8 protein-coding genes and 3 pseudogenes are annotated in these 13,552 nt (G+C 60.7%); 5 read left to right on the top strand and 6 right to left on the bottom strand.

All coding sequences use genetic code 11. The features are described from left to right. Positions 1–88: 88 nt before the first annotated feature. Positions 89–451 carry a hypothetical protein gene (locus tag OKW28_RS10640; protein ID WP_429445319.1) on the bottom strand — a complete coding sequence of 121 codons (363 nt, stop codon included), beginning with the start codon at positions 449–451 and terminating at the stop codon, positions 89–91. 524 nt (positions 452–975) lie between these two features. Between OKW28_RS10640 and tnpA the strand changes: the two genes are divergently transcribed. The 3 genes from tnpA to tnpC are packed head-to-tail and all read left to right on the top strand — an operon-like array spanning position 976 to position 3,308. Further along, on the top strand, positions 976–1,383 hold the full coding sequence (tnpA, locus tag OKW28_RS10635) for an IS66-like element accessory protein TnpA (RefSeq protein ID WP_429444462.1): 408 nt from the start codon (positions 976–978) through the stop codon (positions 1,381–1,383). Next, positions 1,380–1,724, top strand: coding sequence for an IS66 family insertion sequence element accessory protein TnpB (tnpB, locus tag OKW28_RS10630; protein WP_429444458.1), 345 nt, complete (start codon positions 1,380–1,382; stop codon positions 1,722–1,724). The genes tnpA and tnpB overlap by 4 nt, the downstream gene beginning before the upstream one ends. 30 nt (positions 1,725–1,754) lie before the next feature. Continuing rightward, the gene (tnpC, locus tag OKW28_RS10625; protein WP_429444456.1) at positions 1,755–3,308 is read left to right on the top strand and encodes an IS66 family transposase; all 1,554 of its coding nucleotides are present in this window, start codon (positions 1,755–1,757) and stop codon (positions 3,306–3,308) included. 278 nt (positions 3,309–3,586) lie between these two features. On the opposite strand, the pseudogene OKW28_RS10620 reads toward tnpC, so the two are convergent. Then, positions 3,587–5,017: pseudogene (locus OKW28_RS10620) on the bottom strand (IS1182 family transposase). A gap of 344 nt (positions 5,018–5,361) precedes the next feature. Between OKW28_RS10620 and OKW28_RS10615 the strand changes: the two are divergent. Further along, entirely contained in the window at positions 5,362–5,514 is a 153-nt protein-coding gene (locus OKW28_RS10615) for a hypothetical protein (protein ID WP_184010528.1), read from the top strand. 75 nt (positions 5,515–5,589) lie between these two features. On the opposite strand, the gene OKW28_RS10610 is transcribed toward OKW28_RS10615, so the two are convergent. The 4 genes and pseudogenes from OKW28_RS10610 to actP all read right to left on the bottom strand — a co-directional run. After that, entirely contained in the window at positions 5,590–8,058 is a 2,469-nt protein-coding gene (locus OKW28_RS10610) for a glucose/quinate/shikimate family membrane-bound PQQ-dependent dehydrogenase (RefSeq protein ID WP_429445317.1), read from the bottom strand. Positions 8,059–8,696: 638 nt separating this feature from the next. Further along, positions 8,697–10,148 carry an NAD-dependent succinate-semialdehyde dehydrogenase gene (locus OKW28_RS10605; protein ID WP_429446915.1) on the bottom strand — a complete coding sequence of 484 codons (1,452 nt, stop codon included), beginning with the start codon at positions 10,146–10,148 and terminating at the stop codon, positions 8,697–8,699. A 212-nt stretch (positions 10,149–10,360) separates the two neighbouring features. Beyond that, complete coding sequence (locus OKW28_RS10600; protein ID WP_429445315.1) at positions 10,361–11,545, bottom strand: thiolase family protein; 1,185 nt, start codon at positions 11,543–11,545, stop codon at positions 10,361–10,363. A 150-nt stretch (positions 11,546–11,695) separates the two neighbouring features. Further along, positions 11,696–13,168, bottom strand: a pseudogene (gene actP / locus OKW28_RS10595) (cation/acetate symporter ActP); the annotation flags it as partial. Here actP and OKW28_RS10590 point away from each other — a divergent pair. Further along, a pseudogene (locus OKW28_RS10590) lies at positions 13,159–13,552 on the top strand (PLP-dependent aminotransferase family protein); the annotation flags it as partial. The pseudogenes actP and OKW28_RS10590 overlap by 10 nt on opposite strands.

Genomic DNA, 13,552 nt, shown 5'->3' with positions numbered 1-13,552 from the left:
CTGCACATCGCTCAATTGACGCTCGCACACGCTGCCATTCGGTATTTGTAATGCGGCCTGTTGCGGCCGTCCATGCCACGACGCCCCTCTACTTATCACGGCCTTCGTCGGTGCCAAGATTTCCCACCGGAGGTTCCACTGTCAGAAAGCGACTCGCGGAAACGTCATCGCCATCGTGGACCAGTTTCGCGGAAACCGACACCTTGCTGCCGAGCGGCAGCACGATTCCCCTAGCATCGTCAAAATCGGCGCCGGGAGCGAACACGTAGCCTTCTTTCGGGAGAAGGCTTATTTCCTTTATTAGATCGCGCGTGTTGGAATCGTCGTCAGGATTAATGACGCTACTGGCCGCAAAACCGTCTGGAATCCGCTTTATCTTCAGCTTGAAACTGTCATCGGGTGGTTCAACATCGACTTCACTGCCGCGTGCGTTCTTCGACCGCACATGCACTACAAGCTATCCGAGATTGTCGCTGTATGGCAAGACCTCGGTAGACAGGGATAAATTGATCGCCCAGTCTGAACCGCCAGCGAGGTCGAACTGGTAATACGCGAATATTGCCCCGCCGATCACGGCGACGGTTCCGAGCGTGGTTGCCCATTTCGACACGGGGTCCGCGTTTCTCCACAGCCATGCGAACACTGAACGAAGCCAACCACCTGCGCGCACGGCGAAGTGCCGGAATCGCAACCCCACGTTCCCGCTACGCATGGAGTCTCTCCTAACCTGTTTTCATTCAAGACGCCATGCGGCGCTCGTAGTACGGCCTGTCGCTACCGCAGAAACTCGTAGCGTTCGATGTCAGGGCATACGCTAACTGCCGGCACCATTGAACATACTGCGGACGGTCGTGAGTCGCTCCCAGATGTCTCCAGTGGGTCAACATGAGTGTAAGCGCCTCATCTCGGCCGTTCTCTAAGCAGCCATAAATGGAGGTAATTTGGTTCCCACCAAATTTTTTGGCGGGAACCAAAGTGGCCGACATAGTAGATGGCAAGAACGAAGCGCCCGGTAGGCGCCCGAACTTTCCGCGCGAATTCAAGCGACAGCTGGTCGAACAGACCTTCGAACCGGGAGCTTCCGTATCGCTGGTCGCGCGTCGCAACGACATTAACACCAACCTGCTGTTCAGATGGCGTCGCCAATATCTTCAAGGCGTATTCGGAGCACCACATCCGGCGCATGTGCAACAGCAGTCAGAGGTTGACGTTGCACCGTTTCTTCCGGTGAGCGTTGTCGCCGAAACCGAGACATCGATGTCCATGCGCGAGGCTGTGTCGGAGAACGTCTGCGAGATCGAATTTGACCGTGCACGCCTGCGCATCCGCGGCAACGTGTCGCCTGATATGCTGCGGTTACTGGTACGAGAACTGTCCCGATGATCGGGCTGCCGGCGGGCACCCGCATCTGGATTGCGGCTGGCGTCACCGACATGCGTTCCGGATTTCAGGGCCTGGCGGCGAAGGTGCAAACTGCACTGGAGGAGAATCCGTTCGACGGGAACGTCTTCATCTTCCGGGGCAGGCGCGGTGACCTCATCAAAATCCTGTGGGCCACGGAGGACGGGCTATGGCTCCTGGCGAAGCGGCTTGAGCGAGGGCGGTTTGTCTGGCCGCAGGCCGACGGCGGTAAGGTCCATCTGACACAGGCACAACTCTCGATGCTACTCGAGGGCATTGACTGGCGGCAGCCGCGTCGAACCGCGGCGCTATCGGTGTTGTAAACGCTTCGGGGCACGCGTAAACTCCGGCGCATGACCGATGATGCCCGTCTTCCGGATGACGTCGATGCGCTTAAGGCCTTGCTGCTGGAGGCTCGTGCCCAGCTTGCCGAGCGCGATATCGAGATCGAACAGCTCAAGGCCCAGATCGACAAACTCAAACGGGTGCAGTTTGGCCGCAAGTCCGAGCAGCTGGACCGGCAGATCGAGCGGCTCGAAACGGAACTGGATGAGCTGAGCGGTGGGCGCGGTGTCGCGGATGTTCGCCGCGACCGCACATCGGGCACAAGTGTGCCCGCCGGCGCAGCAGCCTCGAAGGAGGCGTTGCCGCCCCATCTGCCGCGTGAAGAGCGCGTGCTCGAACCCGATCCGAGCTGCCCGAACTGCGGCAACACCATGCGGCCACTCGGCGAGGACGTGTCCGAGCAGCTTGCCCGTGTCGCCGCCATGTTCAAGGTGATTCGCACGATCCGCCGCAAGGCGGTCTGCACCTGCTGCAATCACATCTCGCAGCCGCCGATGCCGGGCTTGCCAATTGAGCGCAGCATCGCGCATCCGGGCCTGCTTGCTGACATCCTCGTTTCGAAGTTCGCTGATCATCAACCGCTGTACCGGCAGTCGGCAATTGCCGCGCGTGACGGCGTTAAGCTCGACCCCGCCAGCATGGGGCGCTGGGTCGGCCAGTGCGAGGCTTTGTGCGAGCCGTTGACCGAAGCGCTGCGCGTCTACACGATGGCAACGTTCAAGCTGCACGCGGACGACACGCCGATCCCGGTGCTTGCACCGGGCAACAAAAAGACGCGCACGGGTCGCCTGTGGGTGTACGTTCGCGACGACAGCCGTTCGGGCTCGACGGACCCGGCCGCAGTCTGGTTTGCCTACTCGCCCGACCGAAAGGGGATACATCCGCAGACTCATCTGGCCGGATTCAAGGGCGTCCTGCAGGCCGACGCCTACGGTGGTTTCGACGAGCTGTATGCAGGCGGCAAGATTCGTGAGGCGGCTTGCTGGGATCACGCGAGACGGTACATATACGACGTTCATGTCCGCACGCCGACTGAGTCGACAAGGCACGTACTCGAGCTGATCGGCGAACTCTACGACATTGAGGCTGATATCCGGGGCGAGCCCGCCGCCGAACGATTGCGCGTACGGCAGGAGAGAAGCCTCGCGGTGCTCGCGACCATCAAGGCGTGGATGACGGACAAGATCGCGACCCTGTCGGCAAAATCCGAGTTGGCCAAGGCGATACGCTACTCGCTCAATCAATGGAACGCACTCGTTCTGTACTGCGAAGACGGTCGTATTGAGATCAGCAACGCTCTCGCCGAAAACGCTCTGCGCTGTGTAAGTCTGGGGAGGAAAAACTTCCTGTTTGCAGGCTCCGACAGTGGAGGCGAACGGGCCGCTGCCATGTACGGTCTGATCGGCTCGTGCAAACTGAATGACATCAACCCCCGTGCATATCTGGAATACATCCTGACTCACATCGCGGACCACAAAATCAGTCGCATAGACGAACTGCTGCCCTGGAACATGGTCGGCAAGTTGCCCACGCAATCCACTCCGCCGTCAGCGACAACCTGATCGCCGCAACGTCTCCTGCCGGTATCCGCGAGGTATCGATCAACGCGTTACCGATAGCGTGCCACATGCGCGCGACACATCACGAACGGCCGACGCGAGGCGCTTACACATGAGTCAACACGCATCGGACAGCGCGCGGCCCAGAGCGTGTCAAAACGGGCAGCGACTGGGAATTAACGAAACCTGGCTTGACGCAGGTCTCGACTTTTCGATTGCGGCGATCCGAGCGTCAAATCACAGCGAAAGTATTGCGAAGGCGCAGCACCTCCCAACAGGGCTCACGCCCGCATCGCTGTCATCAACGCTTCTGAACCGAGTAGCTTGATCACCCGCTTCATGTTGTACGCAAGCACGTGCAAGCTCATTTCTGTGCTCACCCGCTCGATGGTCCGTGTCAGGAAATGAGTGGCGCCCATCCATGCCTTGATCGTCCCGAACGGATGCTCGACAGTCTGTCGCCGGATGCGCATCATCTCAGGCGCATGATCAAGTCGCGCCTGCATCTCATCGAGAACATCTTCGTGTTCCCAGCGTGCCACGCGACGTTGAGGGCCTGGAGTGCAATCCCCCTTTAGTGAGCATTGCTGGCAATTTGAACTCCAGTATTTACTGATCTTCAGACCGCGCTCAACAGTTGAGAATCGTCAGATTAGCCGCTGGCCCGCCGGGCACCGATATTCGTCCGTCTGTGCGTTGTAAATGAAGTCATCCTTGCCGAAGCGGCCATTAGCCGTTGCGCTCGATGTCACCGGTTTCGGAACGAGCACGCTTATTCCAGCCTCATGGCATGCGAGTATTTCCTCGCTCTTGTAGTAGCCCCGGTCCGCAACTGCAGTGAGCTTGTCCACGGCCATCTCTGTACGGGCAAGCTTCGCCATTGACGTCAACTGATCACGATCGATCCCATCATTGATAACGACGTGCGCGACGATCAGGTGGTGCTTTGCGTCAACTGCAGTCTGCACGTTGTAACCAACAACCCCCGTACCTCGAGTCTTCATCGAACGGGCATCTGGATCCGTGAGCGATACCTGTTTGTCGGGTGCTGCGTTGAGTTGGACCTCGATCTCCTTGAGGCCTCGCATCTGCTCCTTCAAGGCCGCAATCTTGTCTTGCAGTCGCTCCGTCCTGACCTTCGCGATTGCAGGCTCCTGACGATCCGCTGTGTCCATCGCCTCAAGATAGCGAGCAATACTTGACTCGATGTCGCGCATGCGTCGTTCAAGCTTCGCGCTCGTGAAGTTACGGTCACGGTGGTTCACCGCCTTGAACTTGCTGCCGTCAATCGCAACGATCGCTTCGGCGAAGAGGTCCAGACGCTGGCATAGCATGACGAACTGACGGCAGACGCTACGGATCGCTTTGCCGTTGTCTTTACGGAACCGCGCAATGGTCTTGAAGTCCGGTGCAAGGCGGCCTGTAAGCCACATCAGTTCGACGTTGCGCTGGGCCTCGCGTTCAAGGCGGCGGCTCGACTGAATACGGTTCAGGTAACCGTAGATATAGATCTTGAGCATCACCTCGGGGTGATACGACGGCCGACCGGTCAATGCTGGTTCGACGCCTTCAAACCCAAGCTTATGCAGATCAAGCTCATCGACAAAGACATCAACTACGCGCACGGGATTGGTGTCCGTCACGTAGTCATCGAGGGCTTCGGGGAGGAGAAAGCTTTGCGTACGATTGTCGCCTTGAACGAACCGTTTCATCTTGCTCATCCTTCGCTATCGGATGGCAAATTCTAGCGCTCCAAAATGCGTTTTGACACAATCTGGGCCATGAGGGGACGATCGCTGTGAGGAATAGTCGGACATCCGAGCGTCGCTAGTACTCCAAAAGCGGCCTTGGAACCTGGTGGATTGATAGCCTTTATCTGGGCAAGGTCGGAGCCCATATTGGGTTTCTCAGTACGCGGAGTGACCGACAGATTCTCGCACTGACGTGAATTCAAAGTAGCGGGAATAGGAGATGCTTAGCTCTGCAGGATAGCCCGACGAGTGCTGTCTGATTGCGTCGCAAGTATTGATCGGATGCCACCCAACCAGGAGATGTCATGAAACCAATCCTCTACCGCCGGCTTCTCGCGAGCGCGATCACGATAGCTATCGCCGCGATGTGCGCGGGCTGCAAGCCCGCCGATAAGGCGGGTGGAACAGCCAACGCGGATTCGGCGGCGAGCAGTTCGCCGTCCGCCGCAAGTCAGTGACAAACAGATGACCGCATTGCCGTGCGTGGACGTGGCAGTCCTGTCCACGCACGTCCACCCTGCTTCACCGCTTTGCTATTGCGGCAACGCATAGGCAATCACGTAGTCGCCGAGCTTCGTACCGAATGAGCCATGACCGCCTGCCGCAATCACCACGAACTGACGTCCGTTGACCGAATAGCTCATCGGCGTTGCCTGCCCGCCGGCGGGCAGACGCGCCTGCCAGAGTTGCCTGCCGTTGTTCACGTCGAAGCCGCGAATGTAGTTGTCGGCCGTCGCGCCGATGAACGCCACGCCGCCCGCCGTGATGATCGGGCCGCCGAGCATCGGCATCCCCATCTTGAACGGCAACGGAATCGGCGAGCTGTCCCGCACCGTTCCGATCCGCTTCTTCCATACGATCTGGTTGGTCTTCAGATCGATCGCCGAAATGAAGCCCCAGGCAGGTTGCTTGCAAGGAAGACCGAACGGCGACATGAACGCATTCAGTGTCACGCCGAACGGAACGCCGTATTGCGGCTGAATTCCGGTCTCCGTCCCCGAACCTTTCGCGCCCGGTACCGGCTGAATCGGATTGCCCGGGCCACGCGGAATCAGCCGCGAAACGAACGGCAGCGCAATCGGATTGGCGACCGCAATCTGGCGATCTGTGTCGACCGCCATGCCGCCCCACTCGAACATGCCGAGATTGCCCGGAAAGACCAGCGTTCCTTGCTCTGATGGGGGTGTGAAGGTGCCTTCATAGCGCAGCTTGTGGAACATGATCCGGCATACCAGCTGGTCGTACATCGTGGCGCCCCACATGTCGGCATCGGTGAGATCCTTCGATGGCCGGAATGTCAGTCCGGAGAACGGCTGGGTAGGCGAAACATGGTCGCCGGGCGCCGCACCCTGCGGCACCGGGCGCTCCGGAGCCGGCACCACCGGCACGCCCGTGCGCCGGTCGAGCACGAACAGGTTGCCGGTTTTGGCCGGCGCATACACGACAGGCACGGTATTGCCCTTGACGTCGGTAATGTCCGCAAGCGTGGGCTGCGATGGCAGGTCCATGTCCCACAGGTCGTGGTGGACCGTCTGATAGAACCACGCGAGCTTGCCCGTCGACGCGTGCAGCGCGAGCAGGCCGCTCGCGAAACGCTCCTGATCCGCCGTCCGGTTGCCGCCCCAGATGTCCGGCGTGGTCACACCCATCGGCAGATAGACGATGTCCAGCTTGGGATCGTATGCAGCGGGCGCCCACGAGTTTGGGGAATTGAGCGTGTAGTGACCGCCGGCGGGAGGATTCTGATTCGGGTCCTTCGCGCCCGGGTCGAACACCCACAGCAGTTCGCCGGAACGCACATCGAAGCCGCGGATCACGCCCGACGGCTCGCGCGTCGAATAGTTGTCCTCGACCGCGCCCGCGACGACGATCACGTCGTTCGTGATGACCGGCGGCGAGGTCGGCTCATACATGCCGGGGGTCGTCACCGGCTGGTTGTGCTGGAGATCGAGATCGCCGCCGTTGGCAAAGGTTTTGCACAGTGCTCCTGTCTCAGCGTCAAGCGCATACAGGTGGCCATCGTTGACGGGCAGAAAGATGCGGCGCATGCAGGCCTCGGCGGTCGTGGCAGTCGCAGCGGGCGCAGACGCTGGTTGCTGAGCGGGCGCCGCGGCCGACGCTGCCTGCTGATCCGGCGCGGCGGCCGATGCGCCCGAGGGCTGATCAGCCGTCGGCGCGGGACCGGCCGCGGAAAGATCGACGTAAGACACACCACGGCAGGTCACGTGCTGGAACGACGGATCGGCCTTCAGCTGCGGATCGAATTTCCATTTCAACTTGCCGGTCCGCGCATCCAACGCCCATAGGATCTGATGCGGCGAGCATAGAAACAAGGTCTCGCCGATCTTGATCGGCGTGACTTCGTCCGTAATCTCGACGGGGTCGTTGGTGCCTTTGCTATCCCCGGTCCGGAAGGTCCACGCGACCTGTAAGTCCTTGACGTTTGCAGGCGTGATTTGAGTCAGCGGGGAATAGCGGGTACCGGCCTGGGTGCGCGCGTAGGTCGGCCAGTCGGCGGCGTCATCACCGGTCTCTGCGGGGGCCGCCGATGCCGCACTGAAGCTCCCGTTGACCGTTTGCGGGTCGTTGAAGTTCGCGTAGATGAGCACGCCCGCCCAGACAGCCAATGCAACGACGAGCGAACCAATGCCGAGCCCGCGTGCGCCCTCCATCCGCCAGCTCACGAGCAGCAGTAGCCACACGCCGAAAATGACCAGCACCCCGGAGCGCGGAGCCAATGCCCAGAAGTCCGTGCCGGACTCCCACAGTGCCCAGACCGCCGTCGCAATCATCACGAGCGCGTAGAGAACGAGCGCAGCGGGCTTGCGCCGGTAAAGCAACCACGTCACTACCGCGAGCAGCAGGCCCGTGATCAGGTAGTACCACGACCCGCCTACGGCAATCAGCCATGCTCCGCCGATCACGAGGTAAAGCGAAGTGAGCGCGAGAAACACAAGTGTGATTGCACCGATGACGACCGACCAACCGGGCTGTCTCGACATGATGATCTTCCACCCTAATCAAGAACGACGTGCGCGCGCAGACCGCAAAAGATGGGCCTGGTCTGTCCTGTTGTTCGATGCAGGCGCCTGACTTATCGTGGGTTATCGCGCGTGCAGCGATGAGATCGAACCTGCCGCGGACGTGCAACCGATACCTCGCTATCTGACCTGTTGGCCCAGGTGGTCGAGAGCGTAGCGTCGGCAATGCTCAAGATATGCCGCTTCGTTGGCGACGGTCAATTGAATCATGCTGCGCCACAGCGATGATGACGCATCGAGCGATCTGGGCCCCTTGCCTGTCAGCCCCGCATAAAAGCCCTTGGCGCCCGCTGGGCAGGAGGCGGGAGATCTTTTGAGGGCGCCTTTTTCACAACTGTGTTCCTTCCTGCAACGGCCATCTGCAACAACGGTGTAGCTAGAATCGTGCCGCGCTTGTCTTTCTGCAGGATGAATTCGACTGATTTTCGGTCAGGTGCAGCCCTCGCCTCCATTCGCAGCAATGCGCGACGAAGAGCGCTGTTCACATGCTTTCCGCGGGGTTGGCGGACCGTGTGAAGACCGTTGATAGCAGGATCCGGGGTGATTGCCTCTCGAAGCTCCTCGCGTCCCTCGCTCCGGCGTCCCCACTGTCAATCGGCTCAAAGATTTCCGAAGCAGACGTATTTGGCTTCGAGGTATGCCTCGATTCCGGAATGAGCGCCCTCACGCCCCATGCCTGATTCCTTAATGCCACCAAACGGTGCTACCTCGTTAAACACAAGGCTATCGTTGACTCCAACAACGCCGGTCTCGAGAGACTCCATCACACGGAAGGCGCGGCCGATATCCGAGGTATAGAAATAGGCGGCAAGGCCGGTCCGCGTATTGTTTGCCAGTTCGATCACTTGCGCCTCGTCGGTAAAACGAAGCACATTTGCAATCGGAGCCAGAACTTCGTCGCCGCAAACGCTCATCTCTGGCTCAACGTTCGTCAGCACAGTGGGTCGGAAAAAGTTTGATCCGGGAGACAGACGCGACCCGCCAGTCAAAATCGACGCACCCGACTGCACCGCGTCGTTCACGAGATTTTCGACGCGTGTCACTGCGTCATCATTGATGAGTGGGCCGATCTGAGCACCTTCGGAGAGGCCGTCGTCGACTTTCAATGCAGCGACTCTGGACACCAGTTTAGAGACGAAGCATTCGTAAACATCTTCGTGGACGAAGAACCGATTCGCGCACATGGCTGCCTGGCCAGAGTGCCTGAAACGCGCATCTAGCGCTCCTTTGACAGCCAGATCGACGTCAGCGTCATCGAACACAATGAACGCACAGTTCGCTCCCAGTTCGAGCGACACCTTTTTGACCGTGGAAGAGCACATGGCCATCAAACGCTTGCCATCTTCAATGGCCCCGGTAAAAGAGACTTTTCTGACCGTCGGGCTCGACGCAAGCGCACGGCCGATCGCATCGCTCTCACCTGTGAGCACCGATAGCACGCCTCGGGGCAAACCTGCGCTTTCGCCAAGCAGGCATAGCGCAAGCGCCGAGAATGGCGTCTTCGGATCGGGATGATGTATTACGCTGCAGCCTGCAGCGAGTGCCGCTCCTAATCGTCTCGCTACCATCGACGACGGAAACGTCCAGTAAGTGAGCGCGCCGCAAACTCCGATGGGCTGATGTAGCACCCGGATACGCTGATTGCGGCGAGGCGCAGGAATGTTGTCACCGTAGATTCGACGCGCTTCTTCCCCAAACCACTCAAGATAGTTAGCGGCTTGCGAAATCTCCGCACGGGCTTCGTGCAGAGGCTTGCCCTGTTCCAGGCACAAGACCATTGCCAGGTCATCACGATGAGCCAGGACTAATGACGCCCACTCCTTCAGCACGGAAGCGCGTTCGCGGCTACTCCAGTCACGCCACTCCTGAAATGCGGCCGCACCGGAGGCAATAGCCTCCTCCACATGTTCCATGGTTACTTGCGGTACGGAGCCTAGCACTTCCCTCGTTGCCGGATTCGTGACTGGAATCCTGGGAAGATCGGTGTCATCAACCCACGAGCCGGCGACGTAGGCCGATTGCTGGAATAGACTCGAGCACTGGAGTTTCATGAGCGATCCCCACGCTGCTTGTTGCACCTTGATGATGTCCCGACAATTCGACGTGCGACTAGCCGGTTCGTTCTGAGGGATCAGCGACCTGGATTGATCGCGCCCCCGTCCAACTGCTGCGTTGCTACGCATTTCTTCGCGATCCTCGGCTGGGCGTGGCGACACGAGCGGCACAAAGTCGGCAATGCTGATCAAGTCCACCACTCATGCCGTTACAGCATCTCCAGCGCGAGCGCCATACCCTGACCGCCGCCGATGCACAGCGTGACGATGCCGCGCTTCAGGCCGTCGCGGCGCATCGAATGGACGAGACGCGTGGTCAGGACCGCGCCCGTTGCTCCGATCGGATGACCGTGCGCGATCGCGCCGCCTTCGACATTGACGATGTCGTGCGCGAGTCCGAGCTGCTGGGCAACCGCGAGTGGCACGGCGGCGAATGCCTCGTTGATCTCGATGCGTTCGATATCGGTGAGCTTCCAGCCCGCTCGCTCCAACGCGATATGCACGGCCGGCACGGGACCGAGACCGAACATGCCGGGCTCGACGGCGGCGATGCCGAAAGCCGCAAGGCGCGCACTCGCTTCGATCCCCTTGGCGTCGGCATAACCGCGCTCGGCCACGACCATTGCCGCCGCACCGCTGTTCAGGCCGGGCGCATTGCCCGCCGTGATCGTGCCATCGGGACGGAACGCGGGACGCAGCTTTGCCAGCGTTTCCACGGTCGTTTCCGGACACGGCTGCTCGTCGCGCGTGAACTGGATGCTGCCCTTGCGCCCTTCTATTTCGACGGCGACGAGTTCGGCGTCGAATGCGCCACGTTCCTGCGCAGCCGCGAACCGTTGCTGCGAACGCGCCGCCCACTCGTCCTGGGCGCGCCGCGTAAGGTCGGATTTCGTCACCAGATCTTCCGTGTGCCAGCCCGAGTGCTCACCCGAGAATGCATCTACAAGACCATCGCGTAGCATGCTGTCGTGCATTTGCGCATTACCCATGCGGCTGCCCCACCGTGCAGTGTCCAGCAGATACGGCGCGCGCTCCATGCTTTCCATGCCGCCGGCAACCGCCACCTCACCGTAGCCAAGCGCGATTTCCTGAGCCGCCGAGACGATCGCCTGCGCGCCCGAGCCACAGACACGGTTGACGGTGAGCGCGGGTACCGATACGGGCACGCCGCCGCCGATGGCGGCCTGTCGTGCCGGATTCATCCTGTTGCCGGCCTGGACGACGTTGCCCATTACAACGGACGACAGCGCTTTCGGATCGAGCGCGGCGCGCCGCAACGTTTCCCTCACAGCGAGCGCGCCGAGTGCAGTTGCGGGGACGTCCTTCAACGATCCGCCGAATGCGCCGATCGGCGTGCGAACGGCATGGGCAATGACAACTTCACGGGTATTCATCGCTATTCCTTTGAATGATGTGCTGCACGGATGAGCCTCCGTCGGAGGCAAGTGGAGTTTCTGTAGTCGCAATTCGCGGCGAGCCCGCCGATTTCGCCGCCGATGAGGACGTCGTCGCGTCCTGTCGATTTCACGAGCACCGATCCACGATCAATGATCGACCGCCTTCATGGGCAAGAGACCCGTCTGGCCATAGAACTCCTGCATGGCGAAAGCTTCGCGCTCCCGCTGGGCGCCCGCGCCGCGATCCAGCATCGAGAAGATCCATATGCCCGCGAACGCAAGCGGCACTGAAATCACCGCCGGGTTGTCGAGCGGCACGAGCGCATGCGCCTGATGCAGCACGTCCACCCATACCGACCTGGAAAACAGCGTCAGAAACACTGCGGACACGGGTCCGAGGCCGCCCCCGACGACAGCACCGCGAGTGGTCATGCCGCGCCAGAAAATCGACGATACCAGCACCGGAAAATTCGCGCTGGCCGCGACCGCGGCGACCAGACCGACGAGAAACGCCACGTTGACATGCTCGAAGAGAATGCCGAATCCGATCGCGACGACGCTCAGCATCAACGTTGCCGCGCGCGATATGCGCATTTCGCGAGCTTCGTCGCCCTTGCCGCGCGCGAGCCAGCACGCGTAGAGATCGTGCGAAACCGTGGTCGCACCGGAAAGCGTGAGCCCGGCGAAGACCGCGAGAATCGTCGCGAAAGTCACGGCAGCGATGAAGCCGTAGAACAGACTGCCGCCCAAAGCATGAGCCAGATTGACCGCGACCATGTTCGAGCCGCCGAGCAGATCGCGCGTGAGATCGAAATGGCCATCGACGGCGGTTTTGAAGTACTCGGGATGTTGGGCGAGCAAAGCGATCGCCGAGAAGCCGATCACGAATGTCAGCAGATAGAAGTACCCGATGAAGCCGGTCGCGACGCATACGGACTTACGCGCTTCCTTCGCGTCGGGAACGGTGAAGAAGCGCATCAGGATATGCGGGAAACCGGCGGTGCCGAACATCAGCGCGATGCCGAGCGAAAGCGCATTGAGCGGATCCTTCAGCAGTTTGCCGGGCGCCATGATGCTGAGCGCGGCGGGATGAACGTCGACGGCGCGCCTGAACATCTGATCGGGACTGAAGCCGAATTGCGCGAGCGCGATGATAGCCATGAACGTGGCGCCACACAGCAGTAGCACCGCCTTGATGATCTGCACCCACGTCGTCGCCGTCATGCCGCCGAAAAACACGTAGATGACCATTAGCGCGCCGACGATCACTTCGGCCACCCAGTAAGGCAAGCCGAACAGCAGCTGGATGAGCTTTCCCGCGCCGACCATCTGCACGACGAGATAGAAGATCACGACGACTAGCGACGTGCTGGCAGTCAGCAGACGAATCGGCGCTTGCTCGAAACGATAGGCGACCACGTCGACGAACGTGAACTTGCCGAGATTGCGCAAGGGCTCCGCGAGCAGGAACATCACGAATGGCCAGCCGACGAGAAAGCCGATCGAATAGATCAGACCGTCGAAGCCGAACATGAAGACCATCCCGGAGAGACCGAGAAACGAGGCCGCGGACATGTAGTCGCCCGCGATGGCAAGCCCGTTCTGAAAGCCGAACCATCCGGGCAACCACCTGGAACACGCCGGCGATCCTCACAGCCATCGCATGCGGCTGGATCGAAGACGGTACGGTCGACATGCTCGCGGCCGACAAACGCCGCGACGCCGCGTTGCGCCAGACGATCGCCGGCCGTTTGCCAGGCGGCGTGAAGCGGATTGGCCATCCAGTGTCGTACTTTCTCTGGCTTCCGCTTGCCCAGGGAAGTGCGCGCGGACGTGATCGCCATGGCCCTGAGGCGCGAGAAGATCGCCGTTTCGACCGCGCATCCGTTCGCCGCGTCGGCGCACGTACCGCACGCGATCCGGCTCGCGCTCGGCTCGGTCAGCTTGACGACGCTCGAGCAGTCGCTGCAAACGGTCGCGCGGGTCATTGCCGAGCAGACCTAC

Origin of the sequence: Paraburkholderia sp. 40 (assembly GCF_050434105.1) — a bacterium.
GTDB classification, from domain to species: domain Bacteria; phylum Pseudomonadota; class Gammaproteobacteria; order Burkholderiales; family Burkholderiaceae; genus Paraburkholderia; species Paraburkholderia tuberum.
The sequence above is the reverse complement of the archived record's forward strand: the minus strand, read 5'-3'. Positions and strand labels throughout refer to the sequence as shown.